The organism is Barnesiella sp. WM24 (assembly GCF_004570975.1).
In the GTDB taxonomy this organism is placed as follows: Bacteria; Bacteroidota; Bacteroidia; order Bacteroidales; family Muribaculaceae; genus Muribaculum.
Map to the genome: position 1 here is coordinate 65,231 of NZ_SPPC01000011.1, position 24,932 is coordinate 90,162.

Here is a 24,932-nt window from a genome sequence, read left to right on the forward strand (position 1 = left end):
GAAGCGACGCTTTTCGTTATGCCGCGCTCTCCGCAGATTCAACTATTTCGAAATTTCCGCTGAAGGCGAGCCGAGAGCTGACGCTCGTGCTCGAGCTCGAAGAAGCGTAATACGCGCTCGAGAAGACGAGACCGCCATTCGCGTTCGCACTGTAGTACGACCGACCGACGCACCGGCCCCTATCATTAGTATAATAGTATCCGTCAGAATAGTTCTTATTCCACTTGCTGTTGTCGGTAGTCACTCGCGAGGCGATTATGTCGCAGTATCTGCCAAATTTAACACGACCGATGCAGTATCCAGAGGTGTTTAAGCCTTGGATAACGCTTTCCTCTTTCGTCTGATAGTTGCGGACAACATGGTACTTTGCATCAAGCGGGTATGATGATGTCGCAATACGCTTGTCTTTCTTGTACTGAGCGAATGAGGGCACATTGGCGGCAATGAAGTCCATGACCTCCCAGTTGCAGCCGACAAAGTTCTGTATACCGAATATAATGTTGCCGATGTTTGAACCGGAATATTTTCTTGTAACCTTTCCATAGCTGTTGAAATTATTCTGTCCGGTAACGTACTGTGAGCCACAACCATATCCAGCGTAAGCCTGAATGTCGCGGGTTCCAGTCAACGCCATCACAAGGTTGGCGATGTCCTTGCTTATCTCATAGCTGATACCGTGGAAACCCTTGCCGCGCATTTCGATAAGATTTAGTATGTCGGCATAGGTATAGTTCATAGTAGAGGTGGGAACAGAAGTATTCGTGATGTTGCCCTCGTTGTCGTACTTCCAATCGGCATTTGTTACCGATGTGCCGGTACCTGTGCGAGTTTTTACGCCACTGATTGAACGAGGTCGCATAAGAGCGTCAACACTCATGCCGTAGATGCCGACGAAACGCATAGGCACCCATACCCAGTCTGGTTCGATGGCCTCGATAGCGGCACTGTCAACTGCAATAGCTTCAAGGTTATCAAAGCCAGTAGGCGATGTGAACACAATCTTCTTGGCACCGCTTGGCACATCGCAGAACACATAATCACCGATTGAGAAATCGAATAGTGAATGACTTACGGCCATATTGAATGTACCTACCACTTTGTCGTTTTCGTCTACGAACACCGCGCCAATTTGTGCGTTGTTGAGCCCGGGCCAGCGAACCTGCTTCATGCCTTCAACTTCGAGTTCATAGACATTCATGTTGGCGTTATCGACTATCTCGTAGTCTTCGCCCTTTGAGAGTGCCGTCCCGTTATTGGATGTATAGACACAAGAGTACGCCTTCACAAGAATATCAGCCAGTTTCTTTCGATTGGTTTTCATTGCCGTGGAGAGTGGCAGAGAGGCGAAACTGCAAGCAAACAGATATTTTTTCTGATTCTTGAAGTCATTAACGCCTTTATACCAATATAGGCCGAAACCGAGCATCACATCAAAGCCCTCGCCTGCTTGGTCTGTCGGATCATACTCGGTGCCGTTTGCCATCAGATTGTAGTTGGTATCCATAATCTGACGTGCGAGCAGCTTGGACTCTCGGGAATCGTAGGTGCATCGGTACGGGTGGGCTGCATCGAATATCTTGACAAAGTGACCGCTTGGCTCATAGTCTTCCTTACTTGTGCCGTTATCGAGATTCGTGATATTCTGACAGTCGTCGTCGGTATCATCGAAACGGACGCACGAATACTGCGAGTTAAAAAGGGTTAATTGCGGGAAGTATGCTGCAAGGCTGTTAGGCTTGGTTTTGTCAAGTTCGGTGTCATCAATGAGGTCTTCCATAATCCAACGACCCGTTACGCCAGAACACTGATTGCTTTCCTCATAGGCACTCCCCGTGGGGTCGAGACCTATAGCACCGCTTGCGCGGAGAGATTTTAGGATAGATGAGGGAGCCGTAATATTCACGTCCGGCAAACGGAGGTAACGGAGGTTAGACGAACCTACGATGCCGCTGATGAGTGTGTACGGGTCAACATTCGGACAGCCGGCTAGCATGAGGCGGTTAACACTTGACATGCCTGCGATTGTCAAACCTCCGGGATATGTGAGATTCGGCAGGTTGATAAAGTTTAACTCCGTCATAGTTGCTGGCAACTCCAAAGTGCTTATCGGAGAGGTTTCGGCAGTGCTGATGTTTGTCAGTTCCGAACCTGATGCAAGCACACTTTCCAGTCGAGGACATTTTGCGGCGTTGATAGATGCCACTTCAGTAGTTCTTACATCGAGGTGAGTGAGGAACGGTAGGTCGCCGAGATTCATGTTGGTGAGGAATCCGGTGTTGCCTGGAGATAGTCTCCAGGACTGACGGTGGTTGGTCGAGCCGATAACGATTTTCTCTGCCAGTTTCATCTGCGAGAACTGGAAGTTCGGGTCCAAGGAGATTTGCGAGAGGTCAATTTCGCTCATCTGGTCGGCCTGATAGATATAGAGAAGAATATTATCGCCGTGCTGGAAGTTGGTGAAAGTGCCCTGCTCGCCGGCCTTGAGGTACATGCCCTGCGTTACGTTGCCACCATCGTTACCAATACCAAAGTAGCCGGACTTGGCGGCACGGAAACGAATTACAGCTCCTGTCTTGGCTCCGATACGACCACCAAGTACGTGGCTTGCATCCTTGAAGTCACCGGTTTGGTAATAACCATCGCGGATGCGCCAACGTTGCTCAATAAATCGGGGGAGCGACTGACGGCCGGAACCATGGAGTGCGTAATAATAGATATCTGTGTATAGCTCAGAATACTTGATGTATTTGCGCTCACAGTCGAACGTACAAACTACCTTGGGCCAGAAAGCAATTCGCTTCTGCACGAAGTAATAGTTCGCGCCTTTAGGCGAGAATGGGCCAGCACCGATACCGTCGACCTCAGGAAGATTACGCATGAGGTCCACAACACCGGGAAGAGTGAGGGTACCGCCCATAGCATTTGCAACCATTTCCTGATTGTCGCAGCGACGGAGATTGTTCCATAAGATAGAGCCACGGCCGGCGTAGCACTTGTCGTCTTCAGCAGGATCGAGCTCAGCAGGAATTGTGTTACCGCCATCGTTATCTTTACCGTTGCATGTATCACAGTCGTAAACCTTATTGAAGTACATGCGTATGGGCTCCATCGCCGATGGGGAATGGTATTCTCCATTCTCCACCCAGCAGCCATCTTCGAGGAAGAACATGGGCTGCATGTTTTTGGCTTGCTGGTCCACAGCGGCGAGATAGTCGGTGAATGTGTAGTAAGCCAGAAGCGACTGAATGCTCATATAACGCCATGCGTTATCCCTCCACAACTGTTTCCATGTTGCAGAGAGTGCGGCCTTGGAATAGTCGCAAGAATCACAGAACTTGAGTACATTGAACAGCTCATATGGAACCTTGCGGCCCATTGCGAGGTCTTCCTGCAGTTGGTCGTCGTCAATCATGCACTCGAAATACTGCGTCCATGCCGGGTATGACTGCTGTCCGAGGCTGAGTTTTGACACCCATGATGACTGCGTTTCGACGGGTGCCATCATATCGTCGATTGATCCGACGCCCATAAACCAGTCCATAGCATCGTATGTGATAAGCTCATAGCCAGACACTGGATTGAGGACATCTCCGATAATCTGCCACTTGCCGTTGACCTGCTTCATAGAGCCGGTACAGCGGGCCCATTCGCCACCGCTGTGGCGCATGAAGATGTAGTCACGTCCACAATACTGCGAAAGCAGATATAGCTTGCTCGTATCAAGTCCTTCGGTGGTTTTGAAACGAGCCATAATCTCCGTGAGTGTTTCCTGGCTTTGGAACTTGCCGGCGGAATTGAAAGTTGCCTTGCCGAAGAATTCAACAAAGTCGCCATAGTTGCGACAGCCTTTGTTGTAGCCTGATGTGTCTTTGAAACCGAGTGCCACCTGCTCACCCTTGTCTTCTTTCCAGTTGCCACGGGCATGGAACCAGGCATCACTAAGTGAATCGTTGGTTGCACGGAAAGCGGCAATTGGGTGGTTGGCAGTCGAGTGATTCATTTGCAAGCCGGTTACAGATATACCGCTCTTACTCCACGTGCCGTCGAAGGCCCTCTGCGCTGGGGTGATATAATCGCTTCCGAGGGCACGGAAAGTGGCATTCATCATATCACACACGCCGCAGTCGTTCGCCATGGATGAATCGGAGTAGTCGACCTTAACTGTGAGGATAGCTACTGGTATAGAGTTCTCGATCACACGCACATATCCGATGCTGAACAGTTCGTACGTCTTGAGTGCATCAGCATTGGTGTAGTCGGGATTGAGTGCGGTAATCTTCCAGTTCTTTTCTTTGCAGAGATAGAAGCGGTCGTTTTTGATAGGACGCTTGGCTGAGGTAGTACCCTGACGACGCCAACGCACGTTTTCTGCCTTGAAGGACCTCCACGGCAAAGTTGGGTGGAAGTAATAAAGCGTACACAAGAAATTTGTCTTGGTGTCGATATCCGAGTCAAAGCTGTCGAATGTAGCTTGGGGGGCTACTACAACGTAGTAAGGGAAACCTTTCTCCTTGAGCAGATCCATCGAGGGGCGGTTCTGATTATCGAGGACATTCTCTGCGTCAAACTCGGCAATCATAGCATTGGTGTCCGTGAGCTTGCAAAGATAGTTTTGGAATGCCTGAGCCCACTCGTAATAGCTATCGTATGCAAGTGTATAGTAGAGGTAAAAGTCTCCGTCTGTGCCGTCGAATGAAATCTGCTTTTGGTTGAGAATCGCGCCGGAATTGGAAACATAGCCAATAGCACCGATTTCTTCACCGTCGACATATAGTTTGATGGTGGAGTAATCAGTGGAGCCACGATTGACGGTTATTGTGGACGGTTCCACAACAATTCCTACTGTAACTTTTTCACTGCATCGGAATGAGCGTGTAATCTGCGAGGGCGTACCGTTCTTGCAGCACACCACAATCTTGTTACCGCAGATATAGAAGCCAGCACCAGAGTTAGGATCGTAGCACTCCATGAGCTTCGCGTCTTCATCCTTAACGTTATTTGTTGCAAAGGCAAACTGGAACGCCATACCATTTGTGCGTTCAGTGGCAGCCGAGCCAAACGGGGCGTAAGGGATACGGGCTTTGACATTTTCGGCAATACGCAGGCAGTTCTCGTTGAGGTAGGTTGCAAAACCATTCGACGACCAGTTAGCCCCAATAACGTCCATAGTATAACCGTTATTGGTAATTGTGTGATCGGCCTCAGAATTCGAACGGCTGGCAAAGTCGTATCCAAAGAGTGCTCCTTCCTTAATGATGGCAGAAATAGCAGATCCTACTACGCGCACCGATATAGGACTGGTTTGGCTGGCTCCGCTCTTCGCATAGAATTGTATTATTGTGGAGCCGTCGGTATCGTAGCCCTGAATCTGCTTGCGTATTGGATAAGTCTGGGAAATGTAGCAATCGTTGGAGATAATTTCCTCTCCGTTCATGTATACTTCTACTGTTGTGGGCTCCTTACCAGGCGTGTATGCTGCAATCTCCAGTTCGAGATTATCATACAGTCGGACAATGCCATTGTTAACATCGTTGTAACGGAGTGCCACAATGGGTACGTTAGACTTTGAGTCAACGCACATTATTGTAGAGTAAATTGTGTTTCCTTTAACGCCCGACGCAACATCCTCGCCGGATATGCGAATTGGATAGGAGCCGTGCTCAAGACGCTCTCCGCCTCCGAGCACATTGCAAGGATCAATCGAGATTGAGTGCGAATAGCTATCTGTGATGGTCGCCTCGCCGAGTTTCTTCCATTCGCCGTCAAGATATATCTCGGTCATGACTTTCACACCTTGCTTCGATACGTTATTGGCGAACTTATACATCAGCAGGTTTTTAGACGAGCCGCCTACTTCTAGTACCGAGCTTGAGGTATAGTTGATAGTCTGCACGGAAGTACAAGTTACATCGACGGCTGTTACCGTAACGGTACGACGCTTCACGTTGCCCTCTGCATCGTAGGCAACGATAGTGAAGTCTCGCTGGGCCGCTTCTGCGAAGTATGGAGTGAAGTCGAACTTGAACGTGTAGTTTGTCGCTGAGGTCGATGAATTCTGATTGACATTCTCGCTCCATAAGGAAAGCCCGGTTGTTGCGTCGATGATTTCGAGACGACGGATGACGCCCAATACCTCTGTATCGCCATCGAATGTAACAGACTTAATGGCAGCATTTGCTATGATGTCAGAACCAAACGCTGCGTATATGGCAGGGTTCTCGAGGTATATAGAGAGCGTGGAGCCACTTGCGGAGCCCGAACCGGTGCTTTTGGGGAGCATGATGGGATCGCCCATTTCGTTGCCTCGCTTGTCAACAGCCTTGATTATATGGTTGTCGGCATCTTGGTCGAGGTCAAGATGGTCGAAAGCTGATTGTTGCATTTCGTAGGCCCCCCCTGTTGAAAATGCGTCTTTGCCACCGTTTTCGGGCTGGTCTGAGGTTTTTACAGCACCGCCGCCGCCAAACTCTTTCCAGAGTTCTTTGTTGGCAAAGTCGGTTACTTCTCCGGTAAATTGGTAGGTTTCCCATTTGTATTCTTCGGCACGAAATGTCAATATAAGACCACTCTTGGCGTAAGTGATGCCGGAAGACTGCTGTGTCGAGAGTATTGCATCAATGGCACTGTCTTTCGTGTAGTAGCCGGTTACGGTTCGGGGGCAGAGATTATCTACATTGATAATAGCCTCTGCGCCGGCGGACATCCCTGCAAGGTCTATCCAATTCTTGGTACTCTTGAACTGGGCCTCGGTCACGTTGGGACCGACATATTGATATGTTTTCCAAGAGCCAGCACTAATGGCGAATGTAATCTGCAAACCGAGCAATGCTTTGTCGGCTGCAAAAACTGCATTGAGGACATTGTGAGTTTGTGTTTCAGCCATTATGTCCGAGTAATACTCTCCGTCTGGGAGGGGTATTTCTACCGTGGCGTTGAACGTATTGCCGACAGCTGCCCCACCTCCGCCAAATGGTTTCCATTGGGTGACGTCATTCCAATCGGCATCTTCGTCGAACACATTCTTCTGCCACTGGTATGCTACCCATTTGTATTTCTCCTCGCCATTACTGCCGAGTTCAGCCATGAGAAAGGTAACTACTGCACCATAGGCTTGGTAAGCTTCATCAACTGAGCTTACTGCACTCTGGAGTGTGTAGAATGGTTCGTCTGTGTCATAGAGCGCATTCAGGTTGAGGAACAGCGTAGCCATGAGCTGGTGGCTATGGTTCGACAACTGATTTCTATTCTCGATTGACTGCTCGTAGGCCTCTTTACCCTTGTCTCCGGGGAAAGCAGTGTTTGCGGTCTCTCCGAGCGCGAGGTCATTTCCGATTATTACGAGTTCACTACTACTCCAACGAAAGGTCTTGTTGTCAGAGGTGCTGATATAAACTTTGCCAGACTCTGGGGTAACACCATCTGCTGTAACTACCCCAAAATTTTCCTTATCGGCCCAGTCAGAATAATACTTGAACACCGCCATGTTGAGTTCGAGGTGTCCTTCTTTATCAGTCCAGTAATCACTGAGTCCGGGACGGAGTATGCCACCAGGAATCGTAGGCGTTGACATTTCGACATCATCTGCCTGCACCGACGGAATGTCTGCCACCGTAGTTCCTCGGAGGGGACGCAGAACGCCGCCCCAGTCTATAACAGAATCTTGAGCATAAATCGTACTTACTGCAAGTATGAACTTGTTTGTTTCCTTGTTATACACAAGCATTGCACCGGGCGTGGTTGACTTTGCGCCTGTCGGAGAGTCTTGGATTGTGATACCTTCGACCATAGCGTGAAACTCAACAACATCGTCAACGAAACCAGGAAGGTATGCTGCCGGCACTTTTGCGTTGGCATCGAGAGGAGCAATGCCGCTTGGCATACCTTTGGAATCGGTAACTTTCTTAGCTGCTTCGGCTGTACTTTTAGCTGTGTCGGCAGTAGACTGGGCCGCTGTTGCTTTTGTTTTTGCATCTTTGGCCTCATTGTATGCAGTAGTAGCCGTGTTTGATGCTACTGTTACAGCCTGTTGAAGCGTGTTGTCTTTAGATGCTCGTTCACTCGTTTCTGTGGAAAGCGATTGGTCGACGTTCTCGATGATGTCAACAAGGACTTTTCCGACTCGCTCTGCCGTGTTTTTGCCCTCACCGTCCTCATATCTGATAAGGTCGGCTTGGTTTTTGAGATTGGTTTTATTATTCAGACCCATAGTAAGATTGTTTTTTAACTTCCTATTTTGCGAATGGTGCAGCCACCAGCGGAGATCACTCGACGGTTACGTCCTGATTGGAAAAGATTTTGAGATTTACAAAAGGCAACACACTCGTTGAGATAGTGGTGTGCTACTTCAAGAGCGTTGTTGTAGCAATCTGACCGCTCTTTACTCGAAATTTCACGAGAGTAGTCGCCTTGCTTTACGACAGTGCCGAAGCGGGTACTTTGGAAGTCTCCTGTCATTACATTCTGCGCATACACATAGTATGAGAGTGCGACTTTGAGACCCATAAAAGACCGCATTTCTCCATTACAGTCATTGTATGTGCCGCCATTAAGCAGGAGCTTGTATATGTCGTTACTGTCGCCTTCGGCGAGGATTTTTAAGAACAACGCGTCTCCGAGTGCCGGCTTAATATTCATTTGCTCAGCTTCGGTGATGTATGCGAGTAATTTTGAATCTTCGACCTTACCGATGGGTCGGCCAAGTGTTACTACTTCTTCAGGGCTTATTATGTGCTCCATCGCTTTCGTTTGATTGGTTGCTCACATAGACCAAAGGCTGAATCGAGTAGTCACCGTTTGGGTTGACTTCTTCATACCAGTGGTCGAATATCTTTTTCAGTGCTCGAGATATGGCACGTCTCTCTTTGGCGACATACGAGTTGTAATACTCGTAGGCTTCTTTGACTGCCGTTCCACTCCAACCAGTCTTGCCAGTGCGTATGAGATACCATGGCTCTTGGCCGAAAGCTGAATAGATTCGCTCGGTCGTACTTTTTTCCGTAGAGTCGAACTTATCATCAAAGTTGGTGGATTCAAACGGAACAAATTCCGGCTTATCTTCTTCAGAATTATAGGTTACATCTATGATGGAACAGGCATTTACATCGCCTTGGAATGCATCAAGGCTCTTAACGAAGTCTATGTCGTCAAGAGTCGATTCATTCCTTGTATCTCCATTATCATCAAGGCCGGTCGCCACCCCCTTTTTGTGCATGAGCATACCTGACATCAGGAAGTTATTTCGGGTGTTGCGATATTTGACGTTATCCAGTCCTTCGTCTGTCGAAAGATTGGTCACCACTTTGTCGTAAATCGGTTTAGGATACTCGAAACGACCATCCATGGAGTACCAAAGAATTTGGCCCTTATATTTGTCAATACCGCCGGATTTGACGATTTGAGCAAGGATTACTTCTTTAATGGGATTGAACGTGTATATTTTATCCACATGTCCCTTATCCACAAGGATTTTATTACCCTTACGCGTCTTATGGCCAGTCCAGTCCGGATGTATATTTATGTAAGTTACCGATCCGCTTTCGGTTTCTTCCTCAAGACGACAGTTTTGGAACGGTATATGGTTAAGTTCTACGATTTCGCAAGCAAGATTGTAATTGACATGAAGTGCGAAACCATGATATAATGCCATATCCTGAGCTATAAGTCCCAATATATCGTCGACTGTATCTCCGGCTCTATTTACGACATATTCTGAAAAGTTGGTGTCGTTTAATCCGTTACCTTCTATGAATGTCTGATAGCGGTCACAACATCCTCCCCCTGTCGGACTATTCAATATCAAGTCTAGCATACGCTGAGGATATAGGTTATCCTTTCCGTATGCCTGGATATTGAGAGTACTCCAGTAGGCGGTTGTGAGACGCTTGGGAGAACGTTTGACGCTATTTATATTCATCGAGTATTACTCGGTGTCCTTGGCACCGTTGTTTTTGAGCCGGGTGTTGGCTGCTTTGAGTGCGCGGTTGTCGGTTTTGAGGGTTGCGATTTCTTCGTTGGCTGCATCGAGATCGGCTTTTGCTGTTTCCAGTTCCATGCGAAGCAGAGCCACATCTTCGGACTCTACACCTTCTCCGTCCGAAGCCGTTTGATTGCCGGTTTTGGCATTGAGTTCTTCGATGCGCTTTTCGAGGTTGGTATTTTCCTCCTCGAGTTCTCTGACTTTGTTTTCAGCCTCTGTGCGCAATAATTCAGCTTTTGCGGCTGCTTCCTGCGCTTCTGTAAGTTGGACTTTAAGGTTTTCAATCTCTTCGGAATTATCTGCTGCCGGAGTAACTTTCTCTACTTCCTCATGAGTCTTTTTTGCTTCGATTTCCGCAACTTTCCGTTTTGCGAAAGCGGCGGCGCGTGCTTCCCAATCGTCAGGATAATGGGCATACTTGTTGATTTCATCGGGGAAATTGCTTAGGTGTTCCTCAGCCACTTCGTCGGATATGGGATTTGTATAAAATTTTGATGTGCCGAATGGGTGGATTAAGGCTCCGCCTTTGAGCACATAGTTTGGCGTCTTGGGCATGGTCTTTGTTTTTTTAAGATGGTTGACAATGATGACGTAAGCGTCACGGTAACAATCGCTACAGCCGGTTTTGGTAATGTCCTTACCGAACAGCTTCCTGTGTAGCGAGTCAAGTAGCAACCTGTCTGAAGAAGAGAAGCCGCTCTGGAAACGGCTTCTCATTTCAGACAATCGCTGCATAGTATCTTCGTAACTACTCATATGGCAGACTATGAGCCGCTGACGAGAGATTCAAGGGCTGTGCGGGTTGCTGCAAGGCTTTCGGCATAGAGGAAAATGCCTGATGTGGGAGCATTCTCTTCCTGGAGTGTGGCAAGCCAACCGCCTTCGGTATCGTCAGAATACTTGTCGTCATCTAGGGCTGTAGCCGTGAGACCGGCTTCAAGTCCATAGATTTCAAAAGTATTCTTGTTGTCGGAGCCTGGGAATTTATTCTCCAGTACGACAACGAACGTACCATTGGCAAGCTGGTCTATGATGTTGTGGGACACATCAGGACCATTGTCCAGGATGACGATTGATACGTCTTTGTTGAATCGGTTTCGATATGTTCCGGCTGACAGAGTTTTCTTCGTGCCAGTGTAGGGACTCTTGCCGGGAACATACATTTTGTAGGCCTTTTTACCAGTCTTCAAAATGAGTGACTTCACGATGTTGGGATTCTGAGCGTCACGGGCGGCGGCCTCAAAATCGATGTCGTTGTAGTTCATGATGAAACCATACGACTTGATACCTTTTACCGGCTTTACGGCACAGCTGGCCACCAGGTCGGCGGCCAACTGGTAATCACAACTTTCTGTAGCCATATCTCCGAGATTTAGATTGCAACCTGGACGAGCGCGTCTTCACCTACGAGAGTACCGATCTTAGATGCGGCGTAGATGTAGTTCTTGCGGTCCACGTCGTTGAATGTGACACTGAGGTTTGCGATTTTGTCCTTGTCGTTCGTACCCACGAAGAGATTCTCAGGGGAGCAGACGATAGCACGGTGCGGGCAGTTCAGGGCTGTACCGGTGTCCTCGTACTTGGCAATCATGCGGTCCCAGATGTCAATAGCATAGATGGGACGACCGTCATACTGCGAGAGGGTGATGCCGGCACCTACGTTCTCGAACGGCATTGTAGTTCGACCATAGCGTTCCACGATGTCGGTGCGGAGGGCCTTGAACAGCGACGAAGTGCAGAATATAGCGGACTTATCGTCATCAAAGATGCGGGAATCTGCGTCAGCCAAAAGATTGTCGAAAATTTTGATTGCGGTGCCCGCTGAGAGAATTCCGTCTTTCTGTTTTGCATAGGTGGCCTCAGCGTTGGCTGCAATTTCTGTTTGCTGCTTGCTGTTTGCTGCGATAATCGCCTGAAGACGCTTCCACAGACCGTCACACATATTGAAGAGGGTGGGATCCACTCCGGCTTTGAGAACACCTCCGCCGGCAATATTCTTGGCATCCTTGTCTCCGAACCACACGATACGCCAGAACATTTCGCGAATAGCTCTCTGGAGAAGTGGCATGAGCAAAACATCCCAATAGGGAGTGTCCTGAAGATAAGCACGTTCTGTGCCAGTGTTGAGGGAAGATTCTGCGATGGTATCCTCAAGGTCCTGATAGCAGATTTCCTTGGGGATTTCCCAGTCGCCGAGTTCCCATTCCTTCTGAATGCCGGTGATGTTGACTTTGGAGTAGGTCGGGTCGCAACCGCCACCTTTCTGGCCAACGTCGCCGAGGTCGTTGATGTAGCCGAGCTTTTCACCGTTCTTTACACCAGTTTTGGTGGTTACAGTCAGGTCGATGTCGGGATCATCAAACACCGTGAGGAAGAGCAATTCGCGAAGGTCCGTGATTGCCCCGTTGTCTACGGTAAATTGACTCCAGTTTATCATAATTTCTGGTTAAATGGTTACACGATTGGTTTACTTTTTACCACGTTTCTCGCGTTTTGCGGTGGTAGCCTCGCGGCGTTCACGGATAGCCTTCTGAGTCTTTGACTCAGTGGGTGTCGCTTGGCCTCCACCGGCGGGTGCTCCATGAGAAACGAAGCGGCGGTTGGTAGGGGTGAAAGATGAGCGCATGCCGATGGTTGCGTCAAGCCATGCCATGCCTCCGGCCTTGTTGACTTTAGCAACGATGGGACGGGCACTCTTGAGCTCTGTTTCCTGCTTTTCAATGGTCGCCTGCAGCTCTTCGACAGTCGCCTGCAGCTCTTCCACCTGTGGTGCATTCTCTTCGGGAGAGGCGTCCGGGTCGATTTCTTTGAGGCGTCCGGTGAGTTCAGCGATGATGGCGCGAATCTCGTCAGGGTCGTCCATAGAGTCGATGGGGTCGGGTTCGTCGTCATTCTGCTCGGGATCGATGATGTCGGTGATGATTTCACCTTCGACTACGACCTTTACGCCGTCGTCGAGAACATAGGTACCGTCAGGATAGGCAACGTCGCCAATCTGCGGATCGCCGTCTTCACGTTCTACCGTGAACTCATTGCCGTCGGCTGCAGTCACAACCTGGGCTTTCGCACGAGCGATGCCGGCTTTGGCAAGAAAGCGAGCGAAAGCAGAGGGCTTCTTTTCAGCAGGGCTACCTGCTTGGGGTTTGGGTTTAGCCATAGTTTTGTTATTGGTTTGAGATTTGATATTTCGTTTCCTAAGTCTGTGAGCGGTCGTGGGTACGAGAATGTGGCTGATAAAACCAAGTTCTTGGGCGCGGTCTGCGTCGATGAACGTGTTCTTATCCATGAGAGCTTGTAATGCTTTGCGATTGGCTCCAGTACGTTCCACATAGAGATCCAAAATGCGGTCTTGCTCTTCACGCAGTGCTTTTGACTGCACTTCGAGCTCAGTAATAAGAGCATCGAGCTTATCAGGTGTGTAGCGGAGAGGCAGGTCTGTCATCAGATACTCGTATGCTGGATTGTGCAAGCACATACGCATATTCTTGTTTGCGTACCGCCGTTCAGCAGGTGCTGCAAGAAGTATTACTGAGGCGATGGAGGAACATTCGCCCTCAACCGTTGCAGATACGGTCTTACCCGACCGGCGGAGAGCATCGTAGATAGCCCAACCCTCACCACAGTCGCCGCCGCAGCAATGAATTCGCACGTCGATGACGTTGTCATCTTCCGGTATAGCGTCGATGAACTCCTGCACGTCTTTGTAGCAAACCCCCTCGGGGCCGCCCATAGACACCGTGAAGGTCTTCTGTTCCTCGTCCACTATGTCGCTGTAGATTTTGAGTTTTGCCATTGCAGGATTGGTGTTGTTAGTATAATTCAATGTCAAAGTTAAGCATGGATTATGAGCTATAAATCAAGGTCTTATGAGAATGAGGTGCAATGATTGATGCAGTGCTTTTAGGGGCGATTATCGGACGCCAAATATTTATGTATCAAACACTTCGCAAGAATGGCAAATGTGTCGTAAGAATATCACCGGTGAGAGGCGGGCAGTCCTCGTCGAAACCACTATTTTCAGGTTATGGTGTGTTTCCAAAACAAAATGAAACAAAAAAGGCCCGGCGATATGCCGAGCCTTGTCAGTGAAATAACAGTTTCACTCGTTTATGTATTTTGTTGAGTTTATTCCTCTCCCGCTGGTGTGAATTTAAGTTCGCAATCGAACATTCCGATATAGTCGGCCTGATCAATTATTTCTATATCTCCGGTAATGGCATATCTGCCTTCGGATGTTCTTTCCACATCAAAGTATAATTGGTAATCCATTTCGTCAATGGCTACTGATAGAATTGAACCGTCCGCAGATGCAATTCGAGCACAGTAAACAGCTATTATTTCTTGGAGGGATCTCGTGGAAATATCTTTTTTGATTTCTACGAGCCTAACAGTCGCTGATTTTATGATACTATCGATGTCCATTAGAAAGTTGGGAATTGGTAATTGGCGAAGAGTGATACCCGCTTTGTCATGATGTCTTTCAATATGGGGATGAACTCGTTTAACTGTACCGCGATAATCTGAAGCCTTTCACAATCATCCTTATCGAGCATGCTTAGAGCGGGGTTGGACGCAATGTCGCATAGCCCGTTTCTGATGGCGGACAAATGGAGCAAAGATGTTGCCAAACACATTCTGCCTTGAGGCTCTTCGGGACTCATGCAGTTCGTAAGACCTTCGGCAAGTTTCTTTTGAGCTTGGTGCGCGGATATCCGTGTTATACCTTTACCCTCGCCGGGCCACCTATGAGCGTGTTGCTCGACGATATACGTTGTGCCGTCAGAAACAAGGTGTTTAGCTCCTACGATGGTCTTTTTGCGTGGAGCCCGGCGTGTAACTTCGGTGGTTACAATAGTTGTTGTAGTTTCTTTCATATGTTCGGATTTACATGTGCTTACGCTGAAAATGCAATGGGAATTCTAGCTTCGAGAGAATGTGCTGATACGCCCGGACTTCTCCGAGGGCAATGGCTCTGCGTTCGCTCTGGGTGCGTCCGAGGTCGATATCTCCGTTTTTAAAGCTCTCGGTGGATCTCGCATCCCAGATCTGCCTGTCTTTCTCGCTCTTATGGAGCATTTGTTTGATATAATCAAGCAAAGGGGCGTCAGCCTCTTTGCCATTTTGGTAAAGATAGATTTTCATGGTTTCACTGCACATCCATTGGCAATTGGATAAGTTGAAGCCATACTTTTCTTCGAGCGTAATGAGAAAATCTTCAAACGACTCATACTTTTGTGATTCTTCCACTTCTTCGGATGTGAGGTGGATGATATTAAGGATTCCTTGTGTGAAATCAAAAATGTAAACATAGTTCGTTTCCATATTATTCGTGATTATGATCTTCTGTATTTATCAGCTCCAATGCAGATTTTATGCCTTCACTCAACGCTTGCTCATATTTTGACATTAGAACGTTGCCTATGGGGCCGGGAGTCATAATGCCGATTTTGCTGATACGAATTATAGAATAGTTCCATCCTGTATGTCGGTAAGTTCTCTCTGTCTTTAAAAATTCACCTTCTGGACACAAGGCTACATCATAGCCTTTCTTCTCTCTCAACCACTTCTGAGCCTGCGCCAAAGTTGGAGCTGAAGCGCCAACTTCAATGTAACCACTTTTATTATAGTCAAAATAGGCGGTACAATCACAGTCTGCATTTTCATGCATTCCCTCTTCCCAAAGCTTACCATTTTTATCATATACATGATTTACTTCTAAATCAAACCCCGCCTTCTTCAGCGCAAGGGCGAGGGGGTAGGAAACGTAGTCTTCGGTGTTCATAGCCATTCAACTTTATTATCGGTGATGTAATAATGCGACTTGCAGGGGAGATTGAAACTGCCGACAGAGGGGCGCATGGTAACGCCTGACAGCCTTTCGGTCAGCGTCCAAAACATTCCATCACGGCGACCATATGGCAATACTACTACATTGCCACACCCGCAGGCGCAAAGATGCGCAGTGGTAAGATATACTCGGCTGATATACAGCACACCCTCTTTCATTTCTGATTTTGAGGGCATAGTGCCGACATATTCGGGCTTTAATTTATTTATTCTCATTATCTTTCTTCTTTTTGGGTTCGTAGTCGGGGCAGATACCTAGGCAGGGTTCACATATAAAATCGGGAGTAGCCCTGCGCGGACGATAGACAGCCTTGATTGCTATTGCGCATCTTCCTCTGCGCCAATGCACACACTGCTTTGGTTTCTGCGGTCGGTCAGTCGGGTTTTTCATATCTTAACTTTTTTCTGTAAATTCATCATAAAGCCAAATCTCGACATCGCCATTGCGATAATCGAATGACCGTATCACGCCTGCAAGCAGTGCCTTATCCCCGGCATCGAAATTATACAGTTTCTGCGGCAGCGTGTATTCGCCTTTTTGTATGGGACAATACGGAGAACCGTCTGTCGAACCATAGGAAAAGCCATGTTCGTGAAGCCATCCCTGCGCGTCCCACATCGCTCTGAATGTTTCGTCACAGCCGTTGAATACCTTTTTGAACTTAGGCACTTGTGGACGGTACTGTTTATTTCGTTTCCTCATTCCACACCTCCTTCCTTATGGCACGGGCAGTACCATTCAGGCTTCGGGAATCTGCTTGAAAAGGTTATTTCCTTAACGTCTTCCACAAAGTCGAAATCCTCCACCTCCGGCCATAGGCTTCTTATCTCATCTTCGCTTTCGGCATAAGCTATGAGAATAAAACTATCGGCATTTTCGCCAGAACACCAGTATGGGTATCTAATAGGCCATACGACCGGGCGATAATCATAGCCGCAAGCCTCTTTATCTAAATAGAATCTAAAACGTTTCATATTATTGGTTATTTGATTGTTTGTTATGGCAGGGGCAGTCGGGGTCGTGGGTGATGCCTGTTGAGCCGTTGGCATGAACCAGCACATAGCTGTGACCGCGATAATCAGCCTTACTGATATAATCTTGATTGTTGCTGATTGCGTAGTAGATGTTTAATCCTGCACCGACAAACCCGGCTATGATAATGACGGCTGCGAGGATGGTTGTAAGGTGTTTCATTTTATCAATTCAAATTCGTAAACAAATACATAGGGGTTGCTCTCAAATGTTCCTTTGCCGGATATGCGGTCTATCAAGGCGGCGTAGGCTTCGCGGGGAGTTCTCGGCATATCTCTCCATTCAAACATTTCAAAACCGTCTGCCATGTCATATTTGAATAGTTCTCTATCTTTAGTCCACTTGCAGACACCCTCGGCGATACAATCCTCATCGGAAATATCCTGCAAACGCTCCACACGAACGTTGGCGATGCGGATTTGGTGGGGCATGAGGTCGGCTCGGACAAATAGCTTATTAAACCACCCCATGTCAGCAGGAATGGATATAGGGTTGAGGATAAAGTCTCTATATCTTTGCGCCACGGCTACGACCTCGCCAACTCTGTAGGGCAGCTTGCCAATCTCCTCTACAAAGAAGTAATGTTGTAAAACATCTTTATCGTTTGCAAATACATCAAATGTTTCGTTGAAGTACGCTATCGCAAACTCACATGCCTTATCTAAGTCTTTTTGAGGAACTATCCGCCTCGTCTGCGTCTTCCGACCGCTCAACACGGCTTCGGTGAGTCCGAATTTATCTGAGAACATTATCTTTTTCATTGCTTCTTCTTCGGTTTAATGTTTTGGATCTTTCCCGCAGGTTGCGCACATATACCCGTCAGGATTAAGCTCTCCGCAATGCATACATTCCACTTTATTTAGCGCCCAATTAGAGAAATAGCGTCTGTATTTGCACAACTGCTCATATTCTTCACGGTCAATGGTCACTTCCTTCGCTTTCTCCACCTTGAAGTCAAGCTCGTAGGGGTGATAATGAGCGTTATCGCTGCTGTAGCCGAATATGCCAGGCGTAACCTCAATCACCTTGCCGTCTGATTTTCTTATTGCTTTCATATCTCTCTTATTTTACCATATTTGTGTTGCTCAAAATAAGGGCATTTCTCTTTGGGAGTCGGCATAGCTTCCCATTCTTCTTCTGTGAGTGCAATGTATGTGTCCTCGCTCACATGAATGTTTGCGAACAGTCTGCAATCCTTATCGGGGTGTGTGCATTTATTGGGATAGAATTGCTTTGTATAGCATTGTTCTCCAAAATAGGAATCAACCCATATTTTCACCTCCTCTCTATCGTCTGCGTTTTGATAAAATTTGCAGTCATAGCACAGCGGACGTACAAGTGGATTCTTAGTGCATTGAGGCTCATGCTTGCGGCAGTTGTAGTCACGCATGAACAGTTTGCCGCAGTGCTGACATCTGTATGCTGTCACTTGTTTCATACTCCTGTCATTTATCGGTTTCGTTAATGGTGTCAGGATCTCCTTTTAGAAGTCGTGAATTAGTCTAACGTAAACTCATCTTCGTAGACCCAAATATGCTTGCCGGAGCCACAGATTTCTACTTCCCACTTATACATCGTGGGCCAATACTCAATTAGCACTATATTTCGGTAGCCGAGGTACGGAACCTTGAGGGTTGCTGATTTTCCTTCCATATATTAGTTCTGGTTTGTGGTGTCTGCTGTCTGTTCCGATGATTGTGCCGTCAGCTCATCGGGCTTGAATGACGTTATGATGTCGATAATATTGTGAATCCTCGCCAACTCAGGAATATCTACGCGAGGACTGTCAGCTAACTCGGAGCAGATTTTGAACACTGGTACAGCTAGCGATTCGTACTGCTCAACTGTTAATTTCTTCATTCGTTGATAATGTCTATGAATGGTTTGTAATATTCTATTCCTTCGATGAGCACGACCTTTCCGGCCGGGGCTCGTTCGTCGCAGCCGTGGAAGAATCCAGCGAGGAATCCTTTCTGCTCTTCTTCGCTGTCGAAATCCATTGATTCTACTGATAGGTAGCTCTCTTCTGCAATATAATTGCGAAATCCGTCCACATCATTATCGTTGATAAGTTCTTCGGCTCTGCTGTCTTTGATAATGTAGATTGTATTCTTTCCCATAGTCAATAGTGGGGGTCTATGTAATGGTCCTGGTAGTGTAACAGAAGTCTTATCCCGTCTTTAGAATGCTGTCCTTCGAGAATCCACTTGCCGTTGGTTCGTTTCGTGAATATATGCTCTCCGCCCTCTAATTCGGGGAGTATTTCATAGTCGCCGGCATAGTATTCTATACATCTAACCTGGTTATATCTGACAGCAACTTTTTTAGGACTGATGACTTCAACTACAGTTGCAGCTCTACGGTCTGAGTGGAAGTACATGGTACAGGGAAGCCCAACGCGTGGAATAAGAGCTGATATAGCTTCGTTTTCCCTGCGGGTTTTGTTCTCTCGCCATACTGTATAACGATGTCCGATTTCAGCTCTCACTTCGGGATCATCATGGAAAGCTTTCCATTCCGCATTATCGCGGTCGTGAAATGGATATTCCTCTGCCTTTATTGCTTCGTAACGAGCAAAGCTTTCCTCGCTGGTCATATATTGTCTTCTACGAATTTGATAATCTCTGCCTCAGGCTTTTCTGCAACATCATCCGGTATGTAGAAGAATATCGACTCGTCAATATGTTCAGCCTCGGTATCTCGCCAATCCCAATCTGGCAAAAGCTCGGACTGCAGAGATTCAACGCTGATATTTACATTCTCCTTTTCTCCCTCGACTATTATGTCAAGGGAGAATACCGGGTACTTCTTTCCTCGGTATCCTATTGTATTTGTCGGTTCCATAATCACATTCTATAATACATTAAGCGGAAGTCGGATGCAGTCTCAGAGCAGAAGTCCGGTACGGTATCAAGGTCTTTTCCGTAATTAGAGCCTTCTTGATAGTAGAACTCTGCGTATTCTTTTTCCCATGGATCGAGTTTGTATCCAACTGCATTCTCGATTGCCTTGAAATTAACCTTTCCACTTTCGGGATTATAATATTTATTTGCCATTGCTCAGTTATTTTTTATGTTACATTCTGCGACCGAAAACAAGTCGGATTCAGTCTTTAGGATGGTGAATACTTTGAACACCTGGTGTTTCCAGAATTCATAATCTCTTTGGAACTCTTCAGGTTCTTCTACCCTGAATGATGTTCCGTTCTTGCGGTAGAACCATTGCGCAGTCTGTCCGACTTTCATTTTGTCTATAAGTTCAAAGTCGTCATAGATGTCGCTGAAGAATCCTTCCATTTTCGGACATGCCTCGTTCAGCATAGCCTTTTTCAAATCTTCGGTGGTGTATTCCTGGTCAATCATTTCCTTCGAAGTCTTTTGCGTAGTTATCTATATAATCGCCGGTCCATTTGATGTCCGAGAATTTGAGGCGGGCTATCGGGTTGAACGGTATTTCGGGATGGTCGAACTCAAAGAGATAGTCCCACCGGCCATCATCGCCTAATACGTTGCCGGTGATTCTGTGGCAGCCTGTGATGTTTTTCCCAGGCGCAAACTCGGTATCTTCTTGGAAGAATTTATTCGCTTCGTCCCAATCCTGGTCTTCGGGTACTATGAGACATAGGACTACGACGGTGTTGCTGATATCCATATTGCGGAGGTCAGCGAATGAAATTGGGGTTGTGTTCATTGTCTTTATAAATTTTGAGCAAGCCACTCTAAATCGTGGTTGTTGAGAGAGTAGCCGAATTTTATTTTGCGACGGATGACTTCTTTATCGCCAATTATCTCGGCTGCTTTTTCGTAAATTTGCTTCTTAGTCGATGAGTCAGATGAAGTGCTGGCTTGGTCAATGAGGAAATCAACCATCGTATCCTTCTGTTGTCGTAAATCCTCGACTTCATTTTCTCTTTCATCGAGCAAACCCTTTAAAATTCGGACCTCGGATCGAGCCTTGGTGGCTTCGTGGCAGTTCTCGAAAATGTTGACATCGCAGTCTATGGGGAAGTCCTTGCGGATATTCTCGCACATCGCGTCAATGGTTTCAGGCTTGAATACCTGCGCGAAATATGTATCACCTTTGAGAGACTGGAGCAGTTCGATTTCTTGTGTGGCAGTCATATCTTCATCGGGCGGCTATATTCAACAATTCTTCTTCCATTTCAGAAAGGAATACCTTACGCTCTGTTTCGCTAATGAATCGGTTTACCATGTAGGTCGCTCTACTGAAGACATCTAGCAGTTCCTTGATTACTTTATGCGAAGCCACTGCTATAACCGTTGAGGGATTAAGACCGTTTGCGGTCCATACTTTGTCGCAAGGTTTCCATCCGTGGCACTGGTGGCGAATCCCGAATCCGCCCTCTGTCGTTTTGAATATTATCACATTCTTACCTTCGAGCTCGTAGTTTGCCATGTCGAGCCAATCTTTCATTTCTCGGTAGTAAAGTGTTACTTTCTTGAGTTTCATTGTCGTTTCAGTTTTGATTAAAACATCTTATTTGCATATACAAAGATAGTCAAAAATAATCATATATGCAACTATTTGGGAGATTATTTTAATCAAATTTGCAATTTTAATCGGGCGAATGATTATTAAAAGCGAAAGGACGAGCCGCAGTAATATGACTCGCCCTTCGCAATTAAATATCAGTTTCATCGAAAGCCGGATTTAGCGGCTCTTTGGTGACAAGCAACGCTCCATTTTTAATGTCACATTGTCTACCGAAGCCATAATAGCCCGTAAGACTTTTGTAGCCCCAATCGGATACCACGCCTTTCTCAAGTAATTTGTCGGCAAACTCCGTGAATTTATCCTCGTCTGAAAAGATGCCGACAATTCTAAGGCTATCATTTGTGAGCCAAGGATCTCCGGATTGGAGAATGATTACTTCTTTTTGGTCCATATCTTGAAATATTCGTACTTGCCCTTCGGAGTCATTTTATCCCATTTGGTATCAGCTTCGAGGGGAGTTTTTGCGTCCATAATTTTGAGGTGCTCCTGCATGGTATGTTCCAAATACCAGTCGTTGGCCTGTTCTTCCTTGACAGCCCACTGATATTCCTTGAAATCATTTTGGAGCTTGTCGAAGTCAATGGTGCTCAGAACCTGAGCTATCTCCTCTATTGTCGGAGCTGATATCCACTGGTAGGTGGTATAAAGCTCGCTGAACTGTGCCTCGCCGTCGAGAACGAGGGCAATAGGCATATATCGGCTTCCTATCTCGCCGAATACTGCGAGGTGCCGGAAGTTTAGGACGCAAACTATGACATCGATTTGAACCGGGTCAATATCAGCGTGCTCCCAGGTTGTAAAGGTTGTTTCACCGACTGCGCGAATACGGAATAGACCGGTAAGAACAATCTTGTCATTACCTTCGAAGAGATTGGAGATAAAATCTTTGGCGGCCGACATTGGCGACATGGGGCCGGACAAAGCAATCTGGTACACTTCATTGTGGTGCCACTTTGAAAGTGGAATAAGTTCTAATTTCATACATGAAATATTAATGGGCGCGAGAACACTCTTACTGCTCCCGCGCCCGTGATATTATTCTTCGGATTTTTCCTGCTCCTTTTCTTCAGGAGCTTCTTCAGTAGCCGGCGCCTCTGCTTCGGGATTGCCTACGGCATCGGTTGAGTCAGATGCTCCTTCGTCGGCCGAATCAGGCTGTTCGTCGGTCTGAGGTGCGTTTGCGTCTGGCTCATCAGGAGCAGGAGCCTGTGGCGTGATTGACGCCTGAGCTTGAATTTCTTTCTCGTTCTCCTCGCGAAGCTCGTCAATCTTAGCCTGAATACCGGCCTTTGATTGATTGTAGCGGGCGTCGAGTTGCTTGGCGATTTCGTCCGCATTGTGGGCGTAGCGGTCTTCCATGATAGCCGAAAGCATGTTAGCCAGTTCGGGCGAGAAGTTCACACTCTTCTCAGAGAGAATCGAACGTATGAACTCGCGAACAATGGAGTTGAAGTTCTTTTCGAGTGCCTTACCGATGGACCGATAATCTCCGCCCTGCGTTTCGTCGCAACCTATAGACTCTTTGAATGCAACGGGGAGTCGCTTGAGGATGAGGGCACGGAACACGTCTGTTTCTACCGATGAAAGATCGGTGTTGAGGGTGGAATACTCGCAGGACTCCATAAACGCTCTCTGACGCTCTACGAAATCCTCCTGGCGGTGGTCGTTGGCCTCGCGCAGTTTGACCTTGAGTTCAGAGATTCTACGATTGTTGTCTGCGAGCTTGTTGCCGGCAAACGGCTCTTCATCGCTATCAGGTGTGTAGTAGACATACTTTGTCTCGCCACTGAGATGACCGCTGTAGCAGATTTCGTATATCGGGGTGACCGTGCCGTCCTTGATGTTATCATCGAACACAGCGCGGACCTTGTCGTAGTTGGCCTTTCGTGTGGCATAGGTCTCTTCGTCCTTATACTGGGCGCGGTCTGGAGCAACGGGCTCAGGAACATATTGGCGATTACCGAGACCAGACACATCAAGCCCGTACTCTTCGGCCGCCTGAAGAATAATCTCGTTCTCAGCGTACTCGCCGGCAAAGATGAGCTTGATTCCGTTCTTGGCTGCTTCCTTTGCCTCGCGGAAGATGGTCTCTCGCGCTTTAGCGAGGAAACATTCGCGCTTCATACAGCGTGGGGTGCTGACATCGCGGGCGTTGTCTGGATTGTTGGCGGTGTTGAGCGGACATTTCTCGCAGGCACACGCACCGGCCAGAGTGTCGTCGGAGAGGCTGAAACGCGCGGTCGGCAGTTGGTTCATAACATGTTCGTCAATCATTTCGTGCAGTTGAGGCATGTTGGGGAACTTGTAGGTCCATCGGGCTCTGCTTGCTTCGGTAAAGCAGGAGTCGAAAAGGGTCTGCTGTTGCTCGGCTGGGAGCTTGCAGATATCGAGAAGATGAGTCAGCACGAGAATACCCTCACGCATAAGTTGGACGAACGGCTCGATTGTGTGATGGAGCTGGATGCGACCAGACACGAAGCTGTTACTCTTACCGAGCATTTTTGCCATTTCTGCGACGGTCATTGATCCGTCATTGTAGAGGCGATTGAGGGCGGCGGCTTCTTCCATCGGGTCGATATCCTTGCGTTGAAGATTCTCGATTATCATACAAGCGAAAGCCTGCTTGTCGTTGAGTTCCTTTACGACAGCCTGGATATCTTTCGCACCGATGAGTTGACTTGCGCGGAAGCGACGCTCTCCACACACGATTTCATACTTGGCATCTTTCTTGTTGCCGATTTTGCGGAGAGTGATAGGCTGGATAAGCCCATTCTCCTTGATACTTTGGGCGAGCTCTTCAAGCTCTTCCTGGTTGAATGTCTTTCTGGGATTAAGTTCACTAGGTACAATCTCGGAAAGGGGGATGTTTCTTACTTGCATTTCTATTGATATTTAATTGTGAGTTTGTTGGGATTTAGAGCCAGGACATGGGGTCCTCAACGGTTTTAGGCTTCCACCCCTCGAATACGAACTGATTGATTAGGTTTTCGAGAGTCAGGCATATGGCGCAGTCGTCCGCACGAGGTGCGTCTATCTGCGTTTCGTCGACTGTCATTGGCATTAGGAGTGCCGATATGCTCTTTGATTTTATAACAGCCGGATTGCCTTCTGGTGTCTGGAACATTTCAGCGGACTTGATTTCAGGGGTTAGAGCGAAGAGATTGAGAAGCGTTGCGAGATACTTGATGGAGAGGCCTTTTCCTCGGATTACCACCATGTCTTTGTCCGTGAATCCGGGCTGACGTGTGAACCATGCGCAGGCTTTCTGCAACTGCACAAGGTCAATGCGAGGGCGATAGTGCGTCAGGCGCTCCTTTGACGGGAACACACGTTTGTAGTTTGGATAGGTACCGGGGATTTCCTCTCCGTTTACGTTGAGGATTTTCCCCGCGTGTTTGGGATTGGCGTGATTGAACACTACGAGCACATGTGTGTCGGTTGCGACACAACACTTCTCGTCAAAGAACACCCCCATCATTTGTGGATGGACGGTGTCCTTGCTCGCGATGGTTGAGTACATCGCTTTGATAATCTTTTTTTCCATGTTCGGATGATTATGTT

General features: G+C 47.5%; 32 protein-coding genes. All 32 read right to left on the minus strand.

The features are described 5' to 3' along the window. Positions 1–16 precede the first annotated feature (16 nt). Entirely contained in the window at positions 17–8,206 is an 8,190-nt protein-coding gene (locus tag E4T81_RS12190; protein WP_135044950.1) for a hypothetical protein, read from the minus strand. A 14-nt stretch (positions 8,207–8,220) separates the two neighbouring features. Continuing rightward, positions 8,221–8,736 carry a hypothetical protein gene (locus tag E4T81_RS12195; protein WP_135044952.1) on the minus strand — a complete coding sequence of 172 codons (516 nt, stop codon included), beginning with the start codon at positions 8,734–8,736 and terminating at the stop codon, positions 8,221–8,223. After that, a complete protein-coding gene (locus E4T81_RS12200) occupies positions 8,714–9,913 on the minus strand; it encodes a hypothetical protein (protein ID WP_135044954.1) in 1,200 nt (399 codons plus the stop codon). The genes E4T81_RS12195 and E4T81_RS12200 overlap by 23 nt, the downstream gene beginning before the upstream one ends. Before the next feature lie 6 nt (positions 9,914–9,919). Then, the gene (locus E4T81_RS12205) at positions 9,920–10,732 is read right to left on the minus strand and encodes a hypothetical protein (protein WP_135044956.1); all 813 of its coding nucleotides are present in this window, start codon (positions 10,730–10,732) and stop codon (positions 9,920–9,922) included. Between the two features lie 8 nt (positions 10,733–10,740). Beyond that, positions 10,741–11,337: a hypothetical protein gene (locus tag E4T81_RS12210; protein WP_245207076.1), complete on the minus strand. Its 597-nt coding sequence runs from the start codon at positions 11,335–11,337 to the stop codon at positions 10,741–10,743. A gap of 11 nt (positions 11,338–11,348) precedes the next feature. Beyond that, entirely contained in the window at positions 11,349–12,413 is a 1,065-nt protein-coding gene (locus E4T81_RS12215) for a hypothetical protein (protein ID WP_135044958.1), read from the minus strand. A gap of 30 nt (positions 12,414–12,443) precedes the next feature. After that, entirely contained in the window at positions 12,444–13,799 is a 1,356-nt protein-coding gene (locus tag E4T81_RS12220) for an ATP-dependent Clp protease proteolytic subunit (protein WP_135044960.1), read from the minus strand. Positions 13,800–14,101: 302 nt separating this feature from the next. Then, positions 14,102–14,398: a hypothetical protein gene (locus E4T81_RS12225; protein ID WP_135044962.1), complete on the minus strand. Its 297-nt coding sequence runs from the start codon at positions 14,396–14,398 to the stop codon at positions 14,102–14,104. Then, entirely contained in the window at positions 14,398–14,850 is a 453-nt protein-coding gene (locus tag E4T81_RS12230) for a hypothetical protein (protein ID WP_135044964.1), read from the minus strand. The genes E4T81_RS12225 and E4T81_RS12230 overlap by 1 nt, the downstream gene beginning before the upstream one ends. Before the next feature lie 10 nt (positions 14,851–14,860). Next, positions 14,861–15,298, minus strand: coding sequence for a hypothetical protein (locus tag E4T81_RS16120; protein ID WP_371683050.1), 438 nt, complete (start codon positions 15,296–15,298; stop codon positions 14,861–14,863). 1 nt (position 15,299) lies between these two features. Beyond that, positions 15,300–15,758, minus strand: coding sequence for a hypothetical protein (locus E4T81_RS12240; protein WP_135044966.1), 459 nt, complete (start codon positions 15,756–15,758; stop codon positions 15,300–15,302). Continuing rightward, positions 15,755–16,039: a DUF6527 family protein gene (locus E4T81_RS12245; RefSeq protein ID WP_135044968.1), complete on the minus strand. Its 285-nt coding sequence runs from the start codon at positions 16,037–16,039 to the stop codon at positions 15,755–15,757. The genes E4T81_RS12240 and E4T81_RS12245 overlap by 4 nt, the downstream gene beginning before the upstream one ends. After that, a complete protein-coding gene (locus tag E4T81_RS12250) occupies positions 16,026–16,214 on the minus strand; it encodes a hypothetical protein (RefSeq protein WP_135044970.1) in 189 nt (62 codons plus the stop codon). Before E4T81_RS12250 ends, E4T81_RS12245 begins: the two co-directional genes overlap by 14 nt. A 3-nt stretch (positions 16,215–16,217) precedes the next feature. Continuing rightward, the gene (locus E4T81_RS12255) at positions 16,218–16,526 is read right to left on the minus strand and encodes a hypothetical protein (protein ID WP_135044972.1); all 309 of its coding nucleotides are present in this window, start codon (positions 16,524–16,526) and stop codon (positions 16,218–16,220) included. Next, on the minus strand, positions 16,523–16,798 hold the full coding sequence (locus E4T81_RS12260; protein ID WP_135044974.1) for a hypothetical protein: 276 nt from the start codon (positions 16,796–16,798) through the stop codon (positions 16,523–16,525). Before E4T81_RS12260 ends, E4T81_RS12255 begins: the two co-directional genes overlap by 4 nt. 1 nt (position 16,799) lies before the next feature. Further along, on the minus strand, positions 16,800–17,018 hold the full coding sequence (locus E4T81_RS12265) for a hypothetical protein (protein WP_135044976.1): 219 nt from the start codon (positions 17,016–17,018) through the stop codon (positions 16,800–16,802). Next, positions 17,015–17,617, minus strand: coding sequence for a hypothetical protein (locus E4T81_RS12270; RefSeq protein WP_135044978.1), 603 nt, complete (start codon positions 17,615–17,617; stop codon positions 17,015–17,017). The genes E4T81_RS12265 and E4T81_RS12270 overlap by 4 nt, the downstream gene beginning before the upstream one ends. A 15-nt stretch (positions 17,618–17,632) precedes the next feature. After that, the gene (locus E4T81_RS12275) at positions 17,633–17,911 is read right to left on the minus strand and encodes a hypothetical protein (protein WP_135044979.1); all 279 of its coding nucleotides are present in this window, start codon (positions 17,909–17,911) and stop codon (positions 17,633–17,635) included. Further along, complete coding sequence (locus tag E4T81_RS12280) at positions 17,908–18,294, minus strand: hypothetical protein (protein ID WP_135044980.1); 387 nt, start codon at positions 18,292–18,294, stop codon at positions 17,908–17,910. Before E4T81_RS12280 ends, E4T81_RS12275 begins: the two co-directional genes overlap by 4 nt. A 218-nt stretch (positions 18,295–18,512) precedes the next feature. After that, positions 18,513–18,716: a hypothetical protein gene (locus E4T81_RS12285; protein WP_135044982.1), complete on the minus strand. Its 204-nt coding sequence runs from the start codon at positions 18,714–18,716 to the stop codon at positions 18,513–18,515. Further along, positions 18,713–18,976, minus strand: coding sequence for a hypothetical protein (locus E4T81_RS12290; protein ID WP_135044984.1), 264 nt, complete (start codon positions 18,974–18,976; stop codon positions 18,713–18,715). The genes E4T81_RS12285 and E4T81_RS12290 overlap by 4 nt, the downstream gene beginning before the upstream one ends. Positions 18,977–18,978: 2 nt before the next feature. Beyond that, positions 18,979–19,452 carry a hypothetical protein gene (locus E4T81_RS12295; protein ID WP_135044986.1) on the minus strand — a complete coding sequence of 158 codons (474 nt, stop codon included), beginning with the start codon at positions 19,450–19,452 and terminating at the stop codon, positions 18,979–18,981. Continuing rightward, positions 19,449–19,700, minus strand: coding sequence for a hypothetical protein (locus E4T81_RS12300; protein ID WP_135044988.1), 252 nt, complete (start codon positions 19,698–19,700; stop codon positions 19,449–19,451). The genes E4T81_RS12295 and E4T81_RS12300 overlap by 4 nt, the downstream gene beginning before the upstream one ends. Before the next feature lie 2 nt (positions 19,701–19,702). After that, complete coding sequence (locus E4T81_RS12305; protein ID WP_135044990.1) at positions 19,703–19,912, minus strand: hypothetical protein; 210 nt, start codon at positions 19,910–19,912, stop codon at positions 19,703–19,705. 3 nt (positions 19,913–19,915) lie between these two features. After that, positions 19,916–20,218, minus strand: coding sequence for a hypothetical protein (locus E4T81_RS12310; protein ID WP_135044992.1), 303 nt, complete (start codon positions 20,216–20,218; stop codon positions 19,916–19,918). Further along, positions 20,211–20,546, minus strand: a complete 336-nt coding sequence (locus E4T81_RS12315; RefSeq protein WP_135044994.1) for a hypothetical protein — start codon at positions 20,544–20,546, stop codon at positions 20,211–20,213. The genes E4T81_RS12310 and E4T81_RS12315 overlap by 8 nt, the downstream gene beginning before the upstream one ends. A gap of 5 nt (positions 20,547–20,551) precedes the next feature. After that, entirely contained in the window at positions 20,552–20,977 is a 426-nt protein-coding gene (locus E4T81_RS12320) for a hypothetical protein (RefSeq protein WP_135044997.1), read from the minus strand. A gap of 4 nt (positions 20,978–20,981) precedes the next feature. Next, a complete protein-coding gene (locus tag E4T81_RS12325; RefSeq protein WP_135044999.1) occupies positions 20,982–21,326 on the minus strand; it encodes a hypothetical protein in 345 nt (114 codons plus the stop codon). A gap of 172 nt (positions 21,327–21,498) precedes the next feature. Further along, a complete protein-coding gene (locus tag E4T81_RS12330; protein WP_135045001.1) occupies positions 21,499–21,762 on the minus strand; it encodes a hypothetical protein in 264 nt (87 codons plus the stop codon). Beyond that, a complete protein-coding gene (locus E4T81_RS12335) occupies positions 21,744–22,271 on the minus strand; it encodes a hypothetical protein (RefSeq protein WP_135045003.1) in 528 nt (175 codons plus the stop codon). Before E4T81_RS12335 ends, E4T81_RS12330 begins: the two co-directional genes overlap by 19 nt. Before the next feature lie 135 nt (positions 22,272–22,406). Beyond that, positions 22,407–24,251, minus strand: a complete 1,845-nt coding sequence (locus tag E4T81_RS12340) for a ParB/RepB/Spo0J family partition protein (protein ID WP_135045005.1) — start codon at positions 24,249–24,251, stop codon at positions 22,407–22,409. A 34-nt stretch (positions 24,252–24,285) separates the two neighbouring features. Further along, positions 24,286–24,915 carry a hypothetical protein gene (locus E4T81_RS12345; protein ID WP_135045007.1) on the minus strand — a complete coding sequence of 210 codons (630 nt, stop codon included), beginning with the start codon at positions 24,913–24,915 and terminating at the stop codon, positions 24,286–24,288. Positions 24,916–24,932 lie beyond the last annotated feature (17 nt).